Annotated in this window: 19 protein-coding genes and 2 pseudogenes; 11 read left to right on the top strand and 10 right to left on the bottom strand. The window is 68.5% G+C overall.

Annotated features, from left to right (window positions below; translation table 11 throughout):
- Positions 1-88: 88 nt before the first annotated feature.
- The 3 genes and pseudogenes from QKY98_RS12440 to QKY98_RS23985 all read left to right on the top strand — a co-directional run bounded on the left by QKY98_RS12440 (position 89) and on the right by QKY98_RS23985 (position 3037).
- Entirely contained in the window at positions 89-838 is a 750-nt protein-coding gene (locus QKY98_RS12440) for a carbon-nitrogen hydrolase family protein (protein ID WP_284670999.1), read from the top strand.
- A gap of 198 nt (positions 839-1036) precedes the next feature.
- Positions 1037-2176, top strand: a pseudogene (locus tag QKY98_RS23990) (cache domain-containing protein); the annotation flags it as partial.
- Between the two features lie 153 nt (positions 2177-2329).
- Positions 2330-3037: a methyl-accepting chemotaxis protein gene (locus QKY98_RS23985; RefSeq protein WP_371099745.1), complete on the top strand. Its 708-nt coding sequence runs from the start codon at positions 2330-2332 to the stop codon at positions 3035-3037.
- 194 nt (positions 3038-3231) lie between these two features.
- Here QKY98_RS23985 and QKY98_RS12430 read toward each other — a convergent pair whose 3' ends face one another.
- The 3 genes from QKY98_RS12430 to QKY98_RS12420 all read right to left on the bottom strand — a co-directional run bounded on the left by QKY98_RS12430 (position 3232) and on the right by QKY98_RS12420 (position 6800).
- Entirely contained in the window at positions 3232-5205 is a 1974-nt protein-coding gene (locus QKY98_RS12430) for a BCCT family transporter (protein ID WP_027602507.1), read from the bottom strand.
- Positions 5206-5325: 120 nt separating this feature from the next.
- On the bottom strand, positions 5326-6183 hold the full coding sequence (locus QKY98_RS12425; protein WP_150338242.1) for an AraC family transcriptional regulator: 858 nt from the start codon (positions 6181-6183) through the stop codon (positions 5326-5328).
- Between the two features lie 17 nt (positions 6184-6200).
- Positions 6201-6800 carry a LysE family translocator gene (locus QKY98_RS12420; protein WP_044341430.1) on the bottom strand — a complete coding sequence of 200 codons (600 nt, stop codon included), beginning with the start codon at positions 6798-6800 and terminating at the stop codon, positions 6201-6203.
- Between the two features lie 157 nt (positions 6801-6957).
- On the opposite strand from QKY98_RS12420, the gene QKY98_RS12415 reads away from it, so the two are divergent.
- The 3 genes from QKY98_RS12415 (at position 6958) to QKY98_RS12405 (ending at position 10804) form a co-directional block, all read left to right on the top strand.
- Complete coding sequence (locus QKY98_RS12415; RefSeq protein WP_144947031.1) at positions 6958-8403, top strand: sensor histidine kinase; 1446 nt, start codon at positions 6958-6960, stop codon at positions 8401-8403.
- Positions 8388-9725 (top strand): sigma-54-dependent transcriptional regulator, encoded by a 1338-nt coding sequence (locus QKY98_RS12410; protein ID WP_284670998.1) that lies wholly within the window; start codon positions 8388-8390, stop codon positions 9723-9725. Before QKY98_RS12415 ends, QKY98_RS12410 begins: the two co-directional genes overlap by 16 nt.
- 296 nt (positions 9726-10021) lie before the next feature.
- Complete coding sequence (locus QKY98_RS12405; protein ID WP_284670997.1) at positions 10022-10804, top strand: hypothetical protein; 783 nt, start codon at positions 10022-10024, stop codon at positions 10802-10804.
- Here QKY98_RS12405 and QKY98_RS12400 read toward each other — a convergent pair whose 3' ends face one another.
- Complete coding sequence (locus QKY98_RS12400; protein WP_284670996.1) at positions 10805-12025, bottom strand: pyridoxal phosphate-dependent aminotransferase; 1221 nt, start codon at positions 12023-12025, stop codon at positions 10805-10807.
- A gap of 160 nt (positions 12026-12185) precedes the next feature.
- Here QKY98_RS12400 and zapE point away from each other — a divergent pair, with 160 nt between their 5' ends.
- Positions 12186-13286, top strand: a complete 1101-nt coding sequence (gene zapE / locus QKY98_RS12395) for a cell division protein ZapE (RefSeq protein WP_284670995.1) — start codon at positions 12186-12188, stop codon at positions 13284-13286.
- On the opposite strand, the gene QKY98_RS12390 is transcribed toward zapE, so the two are convergent.
- Together QKY98_RS12390 and QKY98_RS12385 are read right to left on the bottom strand one after the other, a co-directional pair.
- Complete coding sequence (locus QKY98_RS12390) at positions 13283-14212, bottom strand: glycosyltransferase family 2 protein (RefSeq protein ID WP_284671182.1); 930 nt, start codon at positions 14210-14212, stop codon at positions 13283-13285. The genes zapE and QKY98_RS12390 overlap by 4 nt on opposite strands.
- A gap of 8 nt (positions 14213-14220) precedes the next feature.
- Complete coding sequence (locus tag QKY98_RS12385) at positions 14221-14661, bottom strand: GtrA family protein (RefSeq protein ID WP_284670994.1); 441 nt, start codon at positions 14659-14661, stop codon at positions 14221-14223.
- 141 nt (positions 14662-14802) lie between these two features.
- On the opposite strand from QKY98_RS12385, the gene QKY98_RS12380 reads away from it, so the two are divergent.
- From QKY98_RS12380 to QKY98_RS12370, 3 genes and pseudogenes are all read left to right on the top strand, one after another.
- Positions 14803-15666: an MBL fold metallo-hydrolase gene (locus QKY98_RS12380; RefSeq protein ID WP_027602500.1), complete on the top strand. Its 864-nt coding sequence runs from the start codon at positions 14803-14805 to the stop codon at positions 15664-15666.
- Positions 15667-15968: 302 nt separating this feature from the next.
- A pseudogene (locus QKY98_RS12375) lies at positions 15969-16100 on the top strand (con-10 family general stress protein); the annotation flags it as partial.
- 75 nt (positions 16101-16175) lie between these two features.
- Positions 16176-16481, top strand: a complete 306-nt coding sequence (locus QKY98_RS12370; RefSeq protein WP_007159629.1) for a con-10 family general stress protein — start codon at positions 16176-16178, stop codon at positions 16479-16481.
- 64 nt (positions 16482-16545) lie between these two features.
- Here the strand turns inward: QKY98_RS12370 and QKY98_RS12365 are convergent, their stop codons facing one another.
- Both QKY98_RS12365 and QKY98_RS12360 read right to left on the bottom strand, forming a co-directional pair.
- Positions 16546-16998 carry a DUF421 domain-containing protein gene (locus QKY98_RS12365; protein WP_284670993.1) on the bottom strand — a complete coding sequence of 151 codons (453 nt, stop codon included), beginning with the start codon at positions 16996-16998 and terminating at the stop codon, positions 16546-16548.
- Positions 16999-17007: 9 nt separating this feature from the next.
- Positions 17008-17499, bottom strand: a complete 492-nt coding sequence (locus tag QKY98_RS12360) for a hypothetical protein (protein ID WP_284671191.1) — start codon at positions 17497-17499, stop codon at positions 17008-17010.
- A gap of 109 nt (positions 17500-17608) precedes the next feature.
- Here QKY98_RS12360 and QKY98_RS12355 point away from each other — a divergent pair, with 109 nt between their 5' ends.
- A complete protein-coding gene (locus QKY98_RS12355) occupies positions 17609-18058 on the top strand; it encodes a DMT family transporter (RefSeq protein WP_284671181.1) in 450 nt (149 codons plus the stop codon).
- A 2-nt stretch (positions 18059-18060) separates the two neighbouring features.
- On the opposite strand, the gene QKY98_RS12350 is transcribed toward QKY98_RS12355, so the two are convergent.
- Positions 18061-20547, bottom strand: a complete 2487-nt coding sequence (locus tag QKY98_RS12350) for a PepSY domain-containing protein (protein ID WP_284671180.1) — start codon at positions 20545-20547, stop codon at positions 18061-18063.
- Positions 20547-21230 carry a Fe2+-dependent dioxygenase gene (locus QKY98_RS12345; protein ID WP_044343107.1) on the bottom strand — a complete coding sequence of 228 codons (684 nt, stop codon included), beginning with the start codon at positions 21228-21230 and terminating at the stop codon, positions 20547-20549. Before QKY98_RS12345 ends, QKY98_RS12350 begins: the two co-directional genes overlap by 1 nt.
- Between the last annotated feature and the right edge of the window lie 44 nt (positions 21231-21274).

The following is a 21274-nucleotide window of genomic DNA, read 5'->3' as shown; positions in this document are numbered from 1 at the left end:
ACCCAGCCTGACTCCCCTGCTGGACGCGTTCCCCATAGCGATGGCCGGGCCCGCTCTCCCGGGCGCTGCCGCTTTCCCCGGAGTCCCGATGCCCACCCCTACCCTGGCCGCCGCCCAATCCGTTTCGCTCGCCGGCGACCTCGCCGCCAATCTGCGCACCCATCTCGATTTCATCGCCGCGGCTGCCGACGTCGGGGTGGAGCTCCTGCTGTTTCCGGAACTGTCCCTGACCGGCTATGAGCCGACCCTGGCGGCAGGGCTGACGCTGGAAAGCAGCGATGCCCGCCTGCTGCCGCTGCGCGAAGCCTGCCGCGCGGCCGGGCTGACGGCCGTGGTCGGAGCGCCCGTGCGGGGCGTGGCGGGATTGCAGATCGGCGCGCTGATCCTGGGCGCCGATGGCCGCTGCCATGTCCATACCAAGGAGTACCTGCATCCGGGCGAGGCGCCGCCCTTCGTGTCCGGCGATGGCGGGGACTTGCTAGAGGTGCGCGGGCTGAAGGCCGCCCTGGCCATCTGCGCCGACAGCAATCACGAGGCCCATGCCGATGCTGCCCGTGCCCGCGGCGCCGATCTCTATCTGGCTTCGGCGGTGATAGGTCCGACCGGCTATCCCGCCGACAGCGCGCGCCTCGCCGGCCATGCCCGACGCCTGGGCATGCCGGTGCTCCTGGCCAATCACGGCGCGCCCACCGGCGGCTATGCCTGCGTGGGTCGCAGTGCCTTCTGGCAGGCCGATGGCGGGTGCCTGGTCGCGGCGCCAGGCGACGGCCCTTGCCTGGTGATCGTCCGCCTGCACGCGGGCGTCTGGCAGGGCGAAATCCGCACCGTGCGACCTTGATCGCCGCACGGCGCAATCCTCTGACCGGAAAGCGGCTGCCAGGTCACGGCGCGACTGGATTCGCGTCCCGATATCCCGCGCCTCCTGCGACTAAAGGTCACACGTCAGACGCCGATAAGGCTCTGACATCCTCGTTCAGAACACCGCCAAGGATGCCTTTCGCAGCGTGAACGACGCTGTAACCGCAGGAGCGACACCATGGCCTTGAACACCATTCGGACCCGCTACACCCTGATCTTCCTCGGCTTCATCGGCGCGACCCTCGCGGCCACCGTCATCGGCATTCGCCTGTGGGTGACGCCGGACCTGGTCGCCGCCGGTGAATCCGCCGTGCTCACCCGCGTCAACGAGGTGGGCACCCGCATCTATCGCGAACTCAACCAGATCCAGGCGCAGCAGCGATCCATCACCCAGACCGTGCCGCTGCTGGACAGCGCCGCCATCGACCGGGTGCTGCCCGGCCTGGTGGACCAGTACGGCGATGCCAAGGTGTTCGGCGGCGGCATCTGGCCGCTGCCCAACCAGCGCGAGCAGGGTCGCGACAAGTTCAGCACCTTCTATCACCGCGATGCCGGCGGAAAGCTGATCGTCAACACCCACTGGAACTCCCCCGAGTCGCTCAACTACTGGGAGCAACCCTGGTTCCAGGCTGGCCTCAAGGCTCCCGCCGGCCAGTGCGTCTGGGCCGCCGCCTACAAGGACGCCGCCAGCGCCGAGCCGCGCACCAACTGCGCCATGGCCATCCAGCGCGACGGCAAGGCCTTTGGCGTCTCGACCATCGACCTCACCCTGGGCTTCTTCAACCCCCTGGTGGACAGCCTGCGCAAGGAACTCGACGACACCGACATGATGATCGTCGAGGCCGACGGCAAGATCCTCAGCAACCTCAGCGAACTCGGGGATTCGCAGATCCTGAACAACGTCTCGGCCTATGCCGCCCGCTCACCCTTCGTCGCCGCCATCCAGCAGAACCTCGGCAAGCTCAAGGGCGAGGCCGTGGTGCGCGACACCTACGTCGACGAGCACGGTACGCCGCATACCTTCTTCCTGCGGCCGCTGGCCGGCACCCCCTGGCTGCTGGCCACGGCGCTGCCCACCTCGCTCATCGCGGCGACCAACACCGGCATCCTCAAGACCCTGGCGGCGATCCAGCTGCCGCTGGTCCTGCTGCTGGTAGGCATCATGGTGCTGGCGCTCGGCAAGCTGATGGGTCGCCTGGGCCTGCTGCAACGCAACATCGAATCCCTGTCCGCCGGCGACGCCGACCTGACCCGGCGCATCCCGGTGCACGGCCAGGACGAGGTGGATGCGGTGGCCGGCGCGGTCAACGGCTTCATCGGCTATCTGCAGCGGCTGATCGGCGAGGTGGGCGATGCCACCGACCGCATCGACACCGGTCTCAAGCAACTGCACGGCCAGGCCCAGCAGAACGGTGCCATCCTGGCCCGGCATGCCAGCGAGACCGACCAGGCGGTGACCGCCATCACCGAGATGAGCGCCACCTCCGACTCCGTGGCCCGCAGTGCCAGCGACACCGCCACCCTCACCCAGGCCGCCAACGGCCAGGCCGAGCGTTCCCGCGCGGTGGTCCAGCAGGCCTCGGCCAGCGTGCTGGCCCTGGTGGATCAGGTGGAAGACGCCACCCTCAAGGTGCAGGCCATGCAGAGCGATGCCCAGCGCATCAACGACGTGCTCGGGGTGATCGGCGGGATTGCCGGTCAGACCAACCTGCTGGCGCTCAACGCGGCCATCGAGGCGGCCCGGGCCGGCGAACAGGGTCGCGGCTTCGCGGTGGTGGCCGACGAGGTCCGCGCCCTGGCCGGCCGTACCCAGCAGAGCACCGCCGAGATCAACGAGATGCTCAACCGGTTGCAGCAGGGGGTGAGTTCCGCGGTCGCGGCCATGGAAATGACCAAGGCCAGTTGCCAGAGCACTGCCGAGCGCACCCGCGAGGTCACCGAAGGCCTGGACGAGATGAGCGGTTCGGTGGTGCGCATCAGCGATCTCTCGACTCAGATCGCCGCAGCGGCCGAAGAGCAGAGCGTGGTGGCCGGCGAGATCAACCAGAACATGGTTGCCGTGCGCCATATCGTCGACGACCTGGTCACCAGCGGTCAGCGCACCGCCGAGAGTACCGCGGCGGTGCAATCGTCCAACGAGCAGCTGATCGCGGTGGTCCGGCGCTTCCGGGTGAGGTGACCCGAGCGCCGCGACATGAAAAAGCCGGGCACTGCGCCCGGCTCTTTCGTTTCAGAACCTGTTCACGATCTCGCGAGCTAGAGACAAACAAGGCAAAAACGCCTGAGGAAGCGGAGTTTACAAGTGGTAAATGAGCATTCCGAAGGCGTTTTTAACGCAGTTTGGCCGACGCGCAGCAGATCGTGGATAGGTTCTCAGCCCACCAGATGCAGAAAATGCATATGGCGCTCGTACTGGTCGAGGATGTCGCCGATGACGTCTTCGCGGGACCAGCCCATGACGTCATGGTCCTGACCACCTTCACGCAGATAGACCTGGGCGCGGAAGTACTTGCGCTCCTCCCCCGGCTCGCTGCCCATGACGAAACTGGGCATGGCGTAGGCGTGGGGTCTGACCTGGTAGACGAACTCGGGCTGCTCGGCCGGACCGACATACAGCCGCACCCCGCCATCCTCGCGGTCTTCCACGCCACAGACATAGCCCTGCTTGCGCCATTCCTCGGCCACCGCCAGGCAAGCCGGCTTGGCCACCTCGCCGATGAAGCGCACCACGTGGCTGCGCCGCGGAAACATCGCCAGACCGCGCAGGCGGCGCTGCCAGCCGCCCGGCGTACGGCTGGTGGGCGGGGTGAGACTCAGCGACTGATGGCGCAGGCCGCGCTTAGTGGCGTCCAGCTTCAGGGCCTTGAGCAGGCCATGCATGCTGAACAGCAGGGCGAGGGTGAACGGCAGGGCACTGGCGATGGTGGCGGTCTGCAAGGCCTTGAGACCATCGGCCAGCAGCAGCGCGATGGCCACCAGCCCCATGCTGGCGCCCCAGAAGACGCGCTGCCAGACCGGCGTCTGGTCCTGACCGCCGGAGGCCAGCATGTCCACCACCATGGCGCCGGAATCGGCGGAGGTGACAAAGAACACCACCACCATGACGATGGCGATCAGCGAGATCACGCTGGCGAAGGGGAAGTGCTCGAGGAAGGCGAACAGCGCCAGGGAGCTGTCCTGGGATACCGCGGCGGCCAGATCGGTGATGCCCTCGGTGAGGATCATGTGGATCGCCGTGTTGCCGAACACCGTCATCCACAGCAGGGTGAAACCGGCCGGCACCAGCAGCACGCCGGAGACGAATTCGCGGATGGTCCGCCCGCGCGAGATGCGCGCGATGAACAGCCCGACGAAGGGCGACCAGGCCAGCCACCAGCCCCAGTAGAACAGCGTCCAGCCGCCGATCCAGTCGGTGGGTCGATAGGCGTTGAGGTTGAGGGTGCGGCTGACGATCTCGCTGAGATAGCCCCCGGTGTTCTCGACGAAGGTCTGCAGGATCAGCACCGTGGGGCCGAGGATGACCACGGTCAGCATCAGCAGCACCGCCAGGCCCAGATTGAGCTCCGACAGCCGCCGGACGCCCTTGTCCAGCCCCGAGACCACCGAGAGGGTGGCCAGCGCCGTGGTGACGACGATCAGGCCGATCTGCACCGGGGTGGACACCGGCACGCCGAACAGCACGTTGAGCCCGGTGTTGATCTGCGAGACGCCGAAGCCCAGGGAGGTGGCGACGCCCAGCACCGTACCGATGATGGCGAAGATGTCCACGGCATGGCCGATGGGCCCATGGATGCGCTCGCCGATCAGCGGATAGAGCGCCGATCTCAGGGTCAGCGGCAGGCCGTGGCGATAGCTGAAGTAGGCCAGGATCAGGGCGACGATGGCATAGATCGACCAGGCGTGCAGGCCCCAGTGGAAGAAGGTGATGCGCATGGCCTGGCGCGCGGCGTCCACCGTCTGGCCATCGGCATAGGGCGGGTTGAGAAAGTGCATCACCGGCTCGGCGACGCCAAAGAACATAAGACCGATGCCCATGCCGGCGGAAAACAGCATGGCGAACCAGGTGGTGTTGGCGTAGTCCGGCTCGCTGTGGTCCGGGCCGAGCTTGATGTCGCCATAGCGACTCATGCCGAGAAACACCACGGTGCCGAGGATGATGGCCACGGCGAGGATGTAGAACCAGCTGAGGTTGGTGATGATCCAGCCCTGGATGGCGGCGAACAGCCACTGGGCGTTGGCCTGGAACAGGCTGGCATAGAGCACCAGCACGAGTAGCAGCAGGGTCGAGGTCCAGAAGACCGGAGGACTGAAGGTGGGACGAGCGGCGGATTCTCCCTGGCCGGTCATAAAAGGGCTCCTGTTCATGAAGTGCGCACAGGTTGACTGCCCTCGCCCGTGATCGTTTCGCTGGCGACGCTGCGGGAAGGGCGCATGCCGCTGTGTGCTACCGCACCAATCGCTGGGGCGCTAAGGGTCGGATACGCCAGCCAGCACAGTGGCGCCGGGTGCTCCCGCCAGCCCGCGAAACCAGCGCGCCGGCGCCACGCCGAAGGTCTGGCGGAAATGTTTCGTCATATGACTCTGGTCATAGAAGCCGGCAGCAACGGCCGCCTCGGCCAGCCCCCGACCGAGGCGCACCTGCAGCCGTACCTGGTCGAGACGGCGCAAGGTCAGGTAGCGATGGGGACTGGTGCCGAAGTAGGCACGGAAATCCCGGGTCAGACTCCAGCGATCCCGACCGGCGCAACGGGCCAGGTCGTCGAGGGTGACCGCCTGGTCCAGATGATCCTCCAGGTATTCCCGCGCACGCAGCGCGGCGGCGAAGTCCACCCGTCCGCGACTGGGCCAGGCCTGGCAGACCTCGGCCAGGGTCGCGACCAGGCCATAGAGGGCGTCGTCGCGAGCTAGGACATCGGATTGCGCGTCGAGGGCGGCGAACACCGCCTCGGTGGCCTGTGCCAGGCGCGGGTCAAGGGAAACGCCCTCCCGGTGGAAGGGCAAGGGCCGTCCACCCAGGATGTCCTGCACCAGGGTCGGCGGCAGATAGACCATGCGATAGCGAAAGCCATCGGCAGCGCCGGCACGCCCGTCATGGACCTCGTCCGGATGCAGGATCATGGTCTCGCCGGGCAGGCTGTTGGTCCGGGCGCCGCGATAGGAAAAGCTCTGCACACCGGCCAGGGTACGGCCGATGGCATAGGTGGCATGGCGATGGGGGTCGAAGGCATGGCCACTGAAGAAGGCCTCGATGGACTCCAGCTCGGCATGGGCTGGGGCGTGCCTCACCCAATCCGTGGCACCGGGCAATTCGATCTGGCTGCTCATGGCGACTCCTCCGGCGCTCAGCCTAGCAGACCGCGCCAGGCGTCGTGGAACAACAGCAGGGCGCAGCCAACCAGACTCAGGCCCAGCAGCCGATTCACCGCGCGAAAGCCGCGTCCCCGCACCAGGTAGCGCCCGAGCAGCGCCCCGAGCAAGGCGTAGCTCGCCGGGGCGCCGCAGGCCGACAGCGCCAGGGGCAGCGACCAGAGGGCGATCTTGCCCCCGGTCACCTGGGCCGCCGGAAACATCACCGTGGCGATGGGCAGCACCGCCAGCCACGCCTTGGGATTGAGGCCCTGGATCAGCAGGCCGCTGGCAAAGGTCAGCCGCGTGGCGGCGCCTTCCCCCTCGGCCGTCGGCGGCGCGGCCCGGGCGATGCGATAGCCGAGGTACAGGCAATAGCCACCGCCGAGGAGCGCCAGCCATGGCAGCAGCGCCCCCGAGACCACGACCGCCCCGGCATAGCCCAGCGCCAGAAAGAGCACCAGCATGGCGCAGCCCACCCCGGCATAGAAGCCCAGCGCCCGGCGGGCCTGGCCGCGCAGACCGGCATTGAGGCCCAGGGCGTTTACCGGGCCAGGGCTGTAGATGACGCTGAAGGCATAGAGGACGATTTCCAAGGGGCACCTGCCAGGCTGCGAGAAGGAAGCCCAGGCTAGCCAGCGCGCCCGGGGTCTGGCTTGTACGTCTGTGGCTGAGATGAGCCACCCGCCCTGGCACTCGAACTCCACACGGGTGTGGCACTCTATCCAGGCCAAGGCCTGGAAGAGAAAGCCCATGTTCGGATCGCTGCGCAGTCGTCTGATTGCCCTGCTGCTGATGCTCGGCGGCATGGCCGTCGGGGTCGGCTGGCTGATGATCCTGCTCTTGCGCCAGTCGGAAAGCGCCCAGCTCGGCCAGGCCACGGTGGAAGCCGAGCAGGCCTGCCAGGCCATCGCCAGCAGCTATCGCTTCTACAGCAATGGCTGGTCCGGCCCTACCGCGGGCCTCGCCGACCCGGCGCTGCAGCGCAGTCTCGGCGGCGTGGCCAGTGTCGCCCTGCTGCGTTATCGCGGCATGGCCGGCGGCCTCTGGCAGGAACAGGCGGGACTGCTGGCCGATGCCAGTCCCTTCCCCCTGACCGCTGCCGAACGCCAGCACCTGGCCGATCTCTCCGCCGCAACCCTGGCCGAGGCACGCAGCCTGAGCGACAGCTTCAGCGCGGACGGCGCCACGGTGCTGGTGGCCGCCTGCCCGCTGTCCGGGCCCATTGCCGATCTCGCCGCCTGGACCCTGACTCGCCTGACCTTCGCCGAGGGCAGCGGGCAGCGCCAGCTGAAACTGGGCCTGGGCCTGCTGCTGCTGGCCATGCTCGCCGCCACCCTGCTGCTCGGCCGACTCACCTGGCAGTGGTCGCGCCATGTCGCGCGGGTCGAGCGCGATCTGGGCGCCAATGCCAGCCATGACCTGCCCACCCTCGCCCTGACTGGCGAACGCGAGCTGGACCGGGTGCTGGCGGCGCTCAACCAGGCCGGGCAGCGCCTGACCCAGGCCCGGGACGAGGCCCAGCGACTGACCACCCAGGTCCACGCCAGTGAACGGCTGGCCGCCCTCGGTCGGGTGGCCGCCGGGGTCGCCCACGAGATCCGCAACCCCCTGGCCGCCATGCGCCTCAAGGCCGAGAACGCCCTGGCCGGCGACAGCGGCCGGCAGCAGAAGGCGCTGGACGCCATCCTCACCCAGGTCACCCGGCTGGACCGCCTGTTGCGCCGCCTGCTCGACCTCACCCAGCCGCTGCACCTGCAACCCACTGTCATCGCGCTGCCGGCCTTTTGCCGCGAGGTGCTGGCCGGACACGAAGACCAGGCCGCCCAGCGCGGCATCCGCCTGACCGCCCGGGTGGCCGTCGATGAGGGCTGGTTCGATCGCGACGCCCTGGCCCGCGCCCTGGACAACCTGCTGCTCAACGCCCTCCAGGCCGCCCCGGCAGACAGCGAGATCCGTCTCGATGCCAGCCGGCGCGGCGACTGGCTGGTGCTGGCGGTGGAAGACGAAGGCCAGGGGCCGCCTGCCGAGTTGCGCGCCCAGCTCTTCGAGCCCTTCGTCACCGGTCGCCCGGAGGGCACCGGCCTGGGCCTGGCCCTGGTCCGCGAGACCGCCCGCGCCCACGGCGGCGAGGCGCGACTGATCGATCCCTCCCTTCCCACGCGCTTCGAGATCCTCCTGCCATGCCAACCCTGCTGATCATCGATGACGACGCCGGTCTGCGCGACGCCCTGGCGGAAACCGCCGCGGACCAGGGCTACCGGGTGCTGCAGGCCGACGGGGGTGAAGCGGGCTTGCAGCTCCTGACGCAGGAGGCGGTGGACGCCGTGCTGCTCGACCTGCGCATGCCCGGGCTGGATGGCCTGGAGGTGCTGGCGCGCATCCGCGCCCTCCCCGAGCCGCCCGCGGTCACTGTGCTGACCGCCTTCGCCAGTGCCGGCAACACCATCGAGGCCATGCGCCTGGGCGCCTTCGATCATCTCACCAAGCCCATCGGCCGTGACGAGCTGATCCGGGTACTGGCCGGCATGACCGCCCAGCGCGGTCCGGCCAGCGCGCCACCGGCGGCGGTCGAGGGCCATACCCTGGTGGGCGGCAGCGACGCCCTGCGCCAGGTGCAGAAGACCATCGGCCGCCTGGTGGACAGCGAGGCCACGGTGCTGGTCACCGGCGAGACCGGCACCGGCAAGGAACTGGTGGCCCGGGCCATCCACGAGCATGGCAAAAGACGCGGGGCGCCCTTCGTCGCGGTCAACTGTGCGGCCATCCCGCCGGATCTGCTGGAAAGCGAACTCTTCGGCCATGTGCGCGGCGCCTTCAGCGGGGCCACCGCCAATCGCCTCGGCGCCTTTCGCGAAGCCCAGGGCGGCACCCTCTTTCTCGACGAGATCGGCGACATGCCGCTGCCGATGCAGGCCAAGATCCTGCGCGCCCTGCAGGAACGCGAGGTGACGCCGGTGGGTGGCGCGCCGGTGCGCCTGGACGTGCGTCTGGTAGCGGCCACCCACCGCGACCTGGCCCAGCGGGTCGCCAGCGGCGACTTCCGCGAGGACCTCTTCTATCGCCTGCACGTGGTACCCATCCACCTGCCGGCGCTGCGCGAGCGGCGGGCCGATATCCTGCCGCTGGCCGAACACTTCCTCGCCCCCAGCGGCCGCGTCCTGGCGGACGATGCTGCCGCCCTGCTCTTGCGCCACCCCTGGCCGGGCAACGTTCGCGAATTGCGCAACGCCATCCAGCGCGCCGCGACCCTGGCCCAGGGCGAGCGCATCGTCGCCACCGACCTGGCCTTCCTGCAGAGCGAGACCCCGGATGAGGTGGCCATCGACGCCAGCTGGCCCGAGGAGACCCTGGCCGAAGCCACCGCACGCCTGGAACGCCTGCTGATCGAGCGCGCCCTGCAGCGCAGCGGCGGCAATCGCGCCGAAGCGGCCCGCCGCCTGGGCATCCATCGCCAGCTGCTCTACACCAAGCTGAGTCGGCTGGGCCTGGGTGTCGGCGCAGACGACAGTCCCGCTTAGAGCCTATTCAAAGTCTCGCGAGCTAGAGACAAACAAGGCGAAAATGACTGAGGAAGCGGAGTTTACGAGTGGTAAATGAGCATTCCGAAGCCATTTTCAACGCCGTTTGGCCGACGCGCAGCAGACTTTGGACAGGCTCTTAGGCTGTCCGCTTTGCCGACAGGCCTGTCCGCCAACCGGACGCAATGCCTGGCTCGGACGGTCCCAATAAATCGCAAAGTATTGATTTATATAGAAAATAAAAGTTGGCACAGGCCCTGCAATATCCTGATCGTCAACCACCGCAGGAGTCATCCATGCCTACCAAGACCCAAACCCTCGTGATCGGGACCTTCGCCCTGCTGTCCGTCAGCGGCCTCGTCCTGGCACAAACCGCACCCGCCGGCAGCGCCGCCTCCACCACCGCGGCCAGCGCCCAGATCCCTACCCAGCAGGGCCAGCTCAAGCAGTTCCTGCTCAATCCCCGTGGCGATATCGACGGCCTGATCCTGGCCGACGGCACCGAGGTCAACACCCCGCCGCACCTGTCCGAGCAACTGGCCGCCACCTTCAAGCCGGGTGACAGCATCAACGTCGCCGGCCTGCGCGCCGCCAGCCTGCCGCTGGTCCAGGCGGTGTCCCTGACCAACGTCCAGACCGGCAAGACGGTCACCGACGAAGGCCCCGATCGCGTGGCTGGTCGCCGTCCGCCGGCCCCCCCGGCACCGGGCACCGAGCGCGATGGCGACAGCCTCCAGGGCCAGATCGTCCAGTTGCTGCACGGTCCCCGTGGCGACGTGAACGGCGCCCTGCTGCAGGACGGTACCGCCCTGCGCCTGCCGCCCCATGAAGCCCTGCGCCTGCAAGCGCTGCTCAAGCCCGGTCAGACCGTAGCCGTCCGCGGCGAGCTGATGGCCAATGCCCAGGGCCGTGCCTTCCGGGTCAGCGCCCTCGGCGCCGATGCCAACTCGCTGCAGACCCTGGATACCCCGCCGGCACCCCGCGGTCCCGGTCGTCTGCCGCCGCCCCCGCCCCCCGGCGTCCAGCCGGTCGCCCCGGGCGCCCAACCGCCGGCACCCCCGGCACCGCCGGCCGGCTGATCAGGCCAGCAGCCGCCGGGTCGCTTCGGCGATCCGGCGGCAGGCTTCCTCCAGCACCTCGTGCGAGGTGGCGTAGGAAACCCGGAAGTAAGGCGCCAGGCCAAAGGCCGAGCCTGGCACCACCGCCACCCCGCCCTCGTCCATGAGGTAGCGGGCAAAGGCCGTATCGCTGTCGATCAGCTCCCCGCCCGGCGTCCGCCGACCCAAAACCCCCGCGCAACTGGCATAGACATAGAAGGCCCCCTCGGGCCGCCGCGCCGACAGGCCCGGCACCGCGTTCAGCGCGTCCACCACCAGATCCCGCCGCTGGCGAAACAGCTCGCAGCGCTCGCGCACGATGTCCTGCGGCCCATCCAGGGCGGCGATGGCCGCGGCCTGGCTGACCGAGCAGGGGCAGGAGGTCACCTGGCTCTGCACACTGGCCATGGCCTGGATCAGCGCCTTGGGTCCGCCGGCATAGCCCAGGCGCCAACCGGTCATGGCATAGGCCTTGGAGACGCCGTTGATGGTTAGGGTCCGCTCGCGCAGCCGTGGCTCCAGCGCGGCCGGAGTGACGAAGAGAAAGCCGTCGTAGAGGATGTGCTCGTACATGTCGTCGACCATCAGCCAGACCTGCGGATGGCGCAGCAGCACCTCCAGCAGCGGGCGATAGTGTTCCTCGCCATAGGCCGCCCCGGAGGGGTTGGAGGGCGAGTTGAGCATCACCCAGCGGGTGCGCGGGGTGATGGCCGCTTCCAGGGCCTCGGCGGTCAGGCGGAAGCCATCCTCCTCACGGCACGGCAGCACCACCGGCGTGCCGCCGAGGATGGTGACGATGTCGGCATAGGTCACCCAGAAGGGCGCGGGGATGATCACCTCGTCGCCCGGGTCCAGGGTCGCCATCATGGCGTTGAAGATCACCTGCTTGGCCCCGGCCGAGGCGGTCACCTCGTCCTGGGCGAACACCAGGTCGTTCTCCCGGGCGAACTTGCGGCGAATGGCCTCCTTGAGAGCCGGGCTGCCGTCGAGCACCGTGTATTTGGTCTGGCCGGCGCGGATGGCCTGGATCGCCGCCTCCTTGATGTGCTCCGGGGTATCGAAGTCCGGCTCGCCCGCCCCCAGCACCAGCAGATCGGCGCCCTGGCGGCGCAGGGCATTGGCGCGCTCGGTGATCTTGAGGATCTCGGAGACGCCCACGGAGGCGAGGCAGTGGGCGAGGTGCAGGGTCGAATCGGCGGCCATGACAGGGCTCCAGGCAGGACGAAAAGAGGTGCCGGAAGCGTCCGGCAGGGATCGTCTCGCACTATCGAACCGCGGCCGCTTGCCTTCAAACGCTATAAAGGACTCACGTCATTCCGCCGGGGCATGGTCTGGCGTCAACACGGAGGCTAGAGTGGCGACCATGACCACCGCACCCTCCCCCCTCGCCGCCTACCACCACGCCCTGGCCCAAGGCGATCGCCTGCCCGATGCCGCCCAGGAGGCCGCCGCCCTGCGCCTGGAGGCCTGCCACGCGGCGCTGCTGGCGGACCAACCGGCGCGCGGTCTCTATCTCTGGGGGCCGGTCGGCCGTGGCAAGACCTGGCTGCTGGATCTGTTCCACGCCAGCCTGCCGGTGCCCGCCCGCCGGCAGCACTTCCACCACTTCATGCGTTGGGTGCACCAGCGTCAGTTCCAGCTTGCCGGCACCCGCGATCCCCTGCAGCTGCTGGCCCGGGAGCTGGCCGCCGAGGTGCGGGTGCTGTGCTTCGACGAACTCTTCGTCAGCGACATCGGCGACGCCATCCTGGTGGGCGGCCTGCTGCGCGCCCTGCTGGACCAGGGTCTGGTGCTGGTGGTCACCTCCAACCAGCCGCCGGAGCAGCTCTATGCCGGCGGCTTCAATCGCGAGCGCCTGCTGCCCGCCATCGCCGCGCTGCAGGCACACCTGGACGTGCTGGAGGTGGACGGCGGCCAGGACCACCGCCTGCACCAAGGCCAAGCCGAACCGCGCTTCTGGGTGGACGATCCCACCGCCCTCGCCACGACCTTTGCCCGCCTCACCGCGGGGGAAGCCGTGACGACCGCGCCCCTGATCCTCGGCGAGCGCCCGCTGCCCGTGGTGCAGCGGGCCTCCAGCGCGATCTGGCTGGATTTCGCCGTGCTCTGCCAGGGCGCCTGGGCCACCACCGACTACATGGATCTCTGCACCCGCTTCCCCGCCCTGTTGCTGAGCGGCGTGCCCTGCCTGTCCGGCGATCCCCGTGCGGGCCGCATCGCCCGCGGCACCGAAGACGGCGCGACGCGGGTCCTGGCCGGCGACCGCGAACTGCCCCGCCTGGCGCCCCAGGACGACGCCGTGCGCCGCTTCATCGCCCTGGTCGACGAAGCCTACGATCGCCGCCGCCCGCTCTACCTGGACGCCGCCGTGCCCCTGGATCAGCTGTACACCCGCGGCTTTCTGGAATTCCCCTTCCGCCGCACCCTGAGTCGCTTGAAGGAGATGCAACAGGCCCGGTACTAGGCATCGCGCTTTGCCCCGCGCTTGAGCACATAACGCGGTCGCCGCTTGGTCTCGATATAGATGCGACCGATGTATTCACCCAGTACACCGATGCCGATCAGTTGGACGCCACCAAAGAACAGGATGGCGGTCATCAACGAGGGATAGCCGGGTACCCGGTTGCCAAAGGCCAGTTTCTCGAAGATCAGATAGCCGGCGTAGGCCAGGGACACCAGGGCGACGAAACCACCCAAGTAGGTCCAGAGTCGCAGCGGCACGGTGCTGAAGGATGTGAAGCCCTCCAGCGCCAGGTTCCACAGTTTCCAGCCGTTGAACTTGCTCGAGCCGGCACTGCGCGGCGCGCGCTCATATTCCACCACCCGGGTGTCGAAACCCACCCAGGAGAGAATGCCCTTCATGAACAGGTTGCGTTCGGGCAGTTCGCGAATGGCGTCCACCACCTCGCGACTCATCAGCCGGAAATCGCCGACGTTCTCTTCGATGGGCGTCTGCGCGATGCGATTGTGCAGGCGATAGAAGCCCTCGGCGGTCAGCCGCTTGAGCGGGCTGTCGCTGCTGCGATTGACGCGCTTGGCCAGCACCACGTCGGCGCCCTGCTGCCACTGTTCGAGCAACCGCGGGATGACGTCCAGAGGGTCCTGCAGATCCACGTCCAGCGGTATCACCACGTCACCCGTGGCGTGCTCGATGCCGGCGAACAGCGCCGCCTCCTTGCCGAAATTGCGCGACAGCTGCAGCAGCACCACGCGCGGATCTTCTCGTTGCAGGCGCTCCAGCACTCGGGCGCTGCCGTCGCGGCTGCCATCGTCGACGAACAACAGCTCCAGATCGTGCCGCGACAGCTCGGGATGGATGCAGACCGCCTGGTAAAAGAGCGCGATAGCCAGCTCTTCGTTGAAGACCGGCACCACCAGGGAAAGCTTCACGGCATCGCTCATCGGAACACCCACAGGGACGACAGCAGATAGCTGAACACCGGCACCAGGGCGGTGGCGGCAAGGAGCGCATAGAGGGCCGGCACACCGCAGGCGAGCAAGCCGGTCAGCAGCAGGTTGTTGAGGCCGAAGCCGGCCAGCGCCAGCAGCAGGAAGCGCCACGGCGAGCCGGCACGGGCGAAGGTCAGATAGCGATGACCCAGATAGGAAACGCCGAAAGCGACCAGAAAGGCGCCCAGGTTGGCGAGATAGGCTGGCCAACTCCACCTCCCCAACAGCAGGGCAGCGACGGCCATGTGTACTCCAGTGGCCGCAGCACCGACGAGGGCGAATCGCAGGGGCCGCGCCGCCGACTTGGCCAGGGATCCGGATGTAGACACGCTTGACCTCGATGCAGCGGCGATTGACCGGCGAACGTTACCTCGGAGGTATCGAAACATCCTGTTGCATCCGTTGCAATTCCGTCGCCGGGCGACGAACGGTCTGCGGTACTCCTTAGGGACTGCGGCGACGAGGCACGCCGCGGAGCGGCGGAGCCCCGTGGTAAGGTGGGACATCCCACAGCTTGACGAGGCCCGGTCATGACTCCGCGCATCGAACCCTTCTTCGACGCCACCACGTCCACCTTCACCTATGTGATCTACGAAGCCCCCGGCAGTCGCTGCGCCATCGTCGATTCGGTGCTGGACTACGATCCGCATTCGGGCCGCACTGCCACCCTGTCGGCGGATCGCGTCGCCCGCTTCGTGCGCGATCAGGGGCTGACGGTGGAGTGGCTGCTGGAGACCCATGCCCACGCCGACCACCTCTCCGCCGCGCCCTATCTGCGGCGGCAACTGGGCGGGCGCATCGCCATCGGCGAGGGCATCCGCCGGGTCCAGGGCGCCTTCAAGGACGTCTTCAACTTGGAGCCGGAATTCCGCCTCGACGGCTCCCAGTTCGATCACCTGTTCCAGCCCGACGAGGTCTTCCACATCGGCGCCCTGACCGCCCGCGCCTTGCACGTGCCCGGCCACACTCCGGCCGACATGGCCTACCAGGTGGAAGAGGAGCATGTCTTCGTCGGCGACACCCTGTTCATGCCCGATGTCGGCTCGGCGCGCTGCGACTTCCCCGGCGGCAGCGCTCGCGACCTCTATCGTTCGATCCGCCGGCTGCTGACCCTGCCCGAGGCCACGCGCCTCTATCTGTGCCACGACTATCCGCCCGCCGGCCGCGAAGCGCGCCACGAGACCACCGTGGGTGAAGAGCGCGCCCTCAACGTCCATGTCCGCGATGGCGTGGACGAGGATGCCTTCGTCGCCCTGCGCACCCGCCGTGATGCCACCCTGTCCATGCCAACGCTGATCCTGCCGGCGATCCAGGTAAACATCCGCGCCGGCACCCTGCCGCCGGCCGAGGCGAATGGCCGTCGTTACCTGAAAATTCCCATCGACGGCTTCTAGACCCGCCGCCACCCGTCGTACAAGGTAAGAGCCACAGGTATTGGACGCAGCGGCGCCGCTGCGTCCAGGCTTTTCCAGTTCGCACAGCGTCTCTGCTCCGTCCAACCCAGCGGCAAGGTTGGACAGCGCCTCGGCCGAATTTAGATACAGACCTGGTAGTGGCCCATGGCCTGCGACCACCCATCCCCTGGCCGGGAAACCTCGCCGCGTCCGCTCCTCAATACCAGGGCAGGCAATGTGTTCTGCACTACATTCCCACCAGAGGTAGAGCGACCATGACCACCAAGAATTCGAACTCCAATCCCGGCAACTTCGCCAATGATCGCGAGAAGGCTGCCGAGGCCGGGCGCAAGGGCGGCCAGAACAGCGGGGGCAACTTTGCCAACGATCGCGAGAAAGCCTCCGAAGCCGGACGCAAGGGTGGTAGCCGCTAGGCGCTTCCCTCCTTGTAGCGGAGCCACGTCCGGGTGGACCCGGCTCCTTCGTCCCACGATCAAGAGGAATTCACGATGAGCACCAACAACTCCAATCCCGGCAACTTCGCCAACGATCGCGAAAAGGCCGCCGAAGCCGGCAGCAAAGGTGGGCAGAACAGCGGGGGCAACTTCGCCAACGATCCCGAGCGCGCCGCCGAGGCGGGCAGCAAGGGCGGACAGAACAGTGGTGGCAACTTCGCCAATGACCCCGAGCGCGCCGCCGAAGCCGGCCGCAAGGGCGGCGAGAACAGTGGCGGCAACTTCGCCAATGACCGCGAGAAGGCGTCCGAGGCCGGCCGCAAGGGCGGTCAGAACAGCGGCGGTGGCGGCCAGCAGTAATCCGGCCTGATCCAGGCCATGACGAAGGGCAGGCTCATCCTGCCCTTCCTGCTTTCACGTCCGTTCACTTTTCTCCCGGCTCGGGTATCACCGAGATCTGGCCATTCTTTTCCAGCACCGCGAAGCGGATCTGCTCCAGCCGTTCCAGCCCCTGACTCTGCCGCGCCGCCTCGAGGATGTCTTCCTCGGTGAGGCGGGCCTTGCGCAGTCGCTCCGTCAGCGGCTTGCCGTACTCCACCACGATCAGCGGCACCCCGTCGAGAAAGCGCCCGACCCGGGGCGAACTTTCCTTGAACAGCGACAGCAGGATGTCGATCAGCACCAGGGTGGCGATCACCACGAAGGCATTGATCACCGAAAAATCATCCCCCAGCAGCGCCTGCTGGGTCGCCTCGCCGATCACCAGCAACAGGACGAAATCGAAGGTGGTGATCTCCGACAGCGCCCGCCGTCCGGTGATGCGAAACAGCACCAGCAGAAAGGCGTAGAGGGCGGCGGCGCGCAGGACGGATTCCATGGCAATTCCCTAGAAATAGATGAAGGCGGAGAGTGCCAGCGGTGGCTGGCCGGGTCGCAGAATGCGCCAGTCGACGGTGCCCAGGCGGTCCGGGCGCAAGGCGAGGTGCAGTCGACTCGACCCCGTTCCCGGCGCCAGATCGAGCCAGAGTACCCCGTCGCTGCTGGTCATGCGCAGCGGCTGGGGATAGAGGGCTTCCACCGTCCAGTCGGCCACCAGGCGCTCATCCAGGCCGATGCGGTCGAGCCCGGGTGCCAGTTCCAGGGTCAGGGTCGTAGGCGCACCGCGGCGCTGGAAGCGCTCGTATTCGACACTGAGCTGGCCATCCGCGCTGACCCGGGTCGCCGTGGCCCAGGGCCCGCCGCTGGCGAACAGGCCGGCCAGGGCCAGGGCGACAAACAGGCCCAGCAGCACCCAGCCCAGCCGCTCGCAGCGCCAGATCCAGCGTTGCAGGCCCGGCTCCTCGCGGATCGGCAGAGGCTTTTCCACCCGTGGCGTCATTACGGTCGCTCCGGAATTCGATAGAGCTTGGAGCCCGACCGGAGGTCGCCGGTTCGACCGCTTCGCCCACCCACTGGGGCATACTGCGCGCCCCTTTTTTCCTGGAGTCCTGTCGATGCCCGTCTGGTGGCTGCTCGTCCTGCCCTTCATCGCCGGTGCCGGCCTGCCGCTGCAGGCCGGCATCAACGGTCAACTCGCCCGGCACCTCGGCAGCGTCTTCGCCGCGGCGTCCATTTCCTTCATGGTCGGTCTCGTCGCCCTGCTGGGCCTGACCCTCTGGCAGCGTGGCGTCCCTACCCTGGGTGTCCTGCGCGACCTACACTGGTGGCACTGGTGCGGCGGCCTGCTGGGCATGTTCTTTATCGCCATGGCCGCCTTCGCCGGTCCGCGCATCGGCGCCACCCTGTTCATGGCGCTGGTGATCGCCGGACAGCTGGCCATGTCGCTGAGCCTGGATCACTTCGGCTGGGCCGGCTTTCGCCAGGATCCGGTCACCCTCGGCAAGCTGGCCGGCGTGGTGCTGATCGGCGCTGGCGTCTGGTGCATCGCCCGGGCCTAGGCCTAGTAGAGGTCGCGACGGTAGCGTTGTTCGTCGATCAGCCGCTGGACCTCGGCCTCGCCGAGCAGCGCCGCCAGGGTGGCCTGGATGCTGCGCCCCAGGCCCGGCAGGCTGCCGCAGACCATGATCACGGCATCCGCCGCCAGCCAGTCCAGCAGCAGTTCCTGTTGCGCTCGCAGGCGGTCCTGCACATAGCCATCGCCGTCCCGCGAGAACACCCGGTCCAGCCGTTCCAGTTCACCCCGCGCCTGCCAGGCATCCAGCTCCGCCCCATAGAAATCGTCGTGGGCCGCCGTGCGTTCGCCGAACAGTAGCCAGTTGCGCCGGTACCCGGCGGCGATACGGGCAGCCAACAGCGGGCGCACCCCGGCCAGTCCGGTCCCGGCAGCGATCAGGATCAGCGGGCGCTGGTCCAGCGGCGGTCTGAAGCCCGGATGGGCGCGGAGTCGCGCCTGCACCTGAGCGCCCGGCCGCAGCCCTGAGGTCAGCCAGCCGGAAGCGATGCCCAGGCGACCGTCCGCCTTACGGTGCTGGCGCACCAGCAATCGCAGCGCACCTTCGTCGGGCAGCGAGGCGATGGAGTACTGGCGCACGGCGAGCGGTAGCAGAGCGTCGAGTAGCGCCTGGGGGTCCAGGCCCGCCAGCGCGGCCTGGTCTTCCGGCAGCAGGCGGGTGTCCAGGGCCGCGGCGAGGGTCTGGCTGACGCCGTCGCCCACCACCACGCTATCCGCGGCCAGCCCCAGGGGCGACAACCAGGCCGCCACGCGCTCGGCGCCCTGGCGCGGCGCAATTTCGAGGATATCGCCGGGTGCCCAACTGCTCTCGGGCGGCGGCAACAGCTGCAGCTCGAAGACGGCTCCACCGGGGCTGCCGGCATTGAGCGGCTGCACCGCTAGCAGCGGCCAGGCCTGCAGTGGCCGCTCGACCGCTGGCTCGATGGCCACGGCGCCCAGGGCCTGGAGTCGACCCTGCCAGAGCGCGAGCGCCCGAGCGTCGCCATTGTCCACCTCCACCGGAGCGAACAGCGACCGAGCGCCCTGCCCGGTGAGCCAGGCATCCAGCCGCCCGGCGAAGGCGCAATAGGCCGGGTAGCGGCGGTCGCCCAGGGCCAGCACCCCAAAGTTCAGATTCGGCAGCGCGGTCTGGGTCAGCATCCGTCGTTCGAAGCCACGGGCGGCGTCCGGTGCCTCGCCGTCGCCGTGGGTGGCGACGACGAACAGCGCCTGGGTAGCCTGCTGCAGGCGCTCGACCGAAAGCCGTCCGAGTGCGACCACTTCGGCGCTGAGTCCCGCCGCCTGCAACTGGCCGGCGGCCTGCCAGGCCAGCGCCTCGCCCTGGCCGCTCTGGCTGGCATAGCCGATCAGCCAGTCGGCGGCGCCCGGCGTGGCCGGCAGCAGGCCGCGCCGGGCCTGGTGCGCCTGGCGACGCTTGCGGCGGCGGTCCAGATAGAGCCAGAGGCCAGTCACCATGAACAGCGGCATGGCCAGGCTGGCGAGCGCCAGGGCTACCCGTCCCGCCAGGCCGAAATACTCGCCCGAATGCAGCGCATAGACGCTGAGCAGCAGCCGAGCGCCGAGCGGCTGTTCGCTGTAGCGGCGGTGATCGAGCACCCGTCCCGCGCCATCGAAGACGATCCGATTGAGGGCACGGACATGCTCGGCCTCGTCGGGCAGGTACCAGAGGGTCGGCTGACTGACCTTGCGCGCCGGATTGGGCAGCAGCAGGCCATAGCCCTCGACCTGTCCGCCGGTTTCCTGCCGAAAGCTCTGCCAGAGCGCATCCAGGTCCACGTCCTGGCGCGCCACCACGCCGCTGATCCGGGGCTCCGGCGCCGCCCCCAGCAATCGCTCGCTGGCCTGGCGATACCAGTCATAGGACCAGTACAGACCGGTCATGGCCGCCAGCAGATAGAGCAGCAGGCACCAGGTGCCCGCCACGGCGTGCAGATCCCAGTAGAAACTCCGCCCCCGACGCGCCCAGTCGAGGGTCAGCCAGGTGCGCCAGCGCCTTATCTGGCGCGGCCAGCGCAGATAGAGGCCGGACAGGCAGAGCACCAGCAGGATCAGGGTGGCGGCGCCGGTCAGGGCCTTGCCTACCGGTCCCAGGGCCAGGGAGCGGTGCAGGTCCAGGACCAGGCGAAAGAATCCCTGGCCGCGCGGCGCCTTCAGCACCTCGCCGGTGTAGCGATCGAACAGCAGCACCTCGCCACGGCCCTGGCCGCTCGCCGGCGCCAGGCCGAGCAGGCCGTAGCCCTCCCCCGCCATGCTGGAGACGAAGCTCAGCTCCCGGTCCGGCGGCACGAGGCGCTGCCGCACTTCCGGCAGTGTCAGCGGACGCTGGTCCGGCGTCGCGGCGGTCGGCGGCGGATTGAGCAGTTCCAGCAACTCCAGCTGAAAGCTGTAGAGCGCCCCCGTCACCCCCAGCACCACCAGCACCAGCCCCGCCGCCAGCCCGAGCAGGCTGTGCAGCTGGAACAGACTCGCGCGGATCAGGGCTGGGCCCACAGCCGCAGGAGGTTGTGATAGACACCGGTCAGCTGCAGGCAGGCCTCGTGGCCCTGCCCCAGCTCGGCCGCCGCCCGCTGGATACCCTGGTCGAGTTCGAACAGCTGGCCGCGCTGGCCGGCATCGCGCACCAGGCTCTGGATCCAGAAAAAGGAACACAGCCGGGTACCGCGGGTGACCGGCAGCACCCGGTGCAGGCTGCTGGCCGGATAGAGGATCAGATCGCCCGCCGCCAGCTTGACGCTGTGGGCGCCATAGGTGTCTTCCACCACCAGCTCGCCACCGTCGTATTCGTCCGGCTCGGAGAAGAACAGCGTGGCCGACAGATCGGTGCGCAGGTAGCCGCTGCCATCCGGTAGCGGCCGCAGGGCATTGTCCACGTGCAGGCCAAAGGACTGGCCGCCCTGGTAGCGATTGAACAGCGGCGGAAACACCCGTGCCGGCAGCGCCGCGGCGACGAACAGCGGATGCCGTGCCAGCGCCTGCTGGATCAGCTCGCCCACCGCGCGCGCCGCCGGCTCGTCCGCCGGCAGCTGCAGATTGTCCTTGGCCATGGCCGACTGAAAACCGGCCGTGTGCCGGCCATCGGCCCAGGCGGCCGCCTCCAGCCGCTCCCGGCATTCCCTTACCTGCTCGGGCGTCAGCACGCCCGGAACGCTGATCATCATGGTGATTCCCCTCTAACGCCGAAAGCCCTGCGCAGGCAGGGCTT

Origin of the sequence: Pseudomonas sp. HR1 (genome assembly GCF_030175875.1) — a bacterium.
Taxonomy (GTDB): domain Bacteria; phylum Pseudomonadota; class Gammaproteobacteria; order Pseudomonadales; family Pseudomonadaceae; genus Chryseomonas; species Chryseomonas oryzihabitans.
This window is presented reverse-complemented; position numbering and strand designations above follow the sequence as displayed.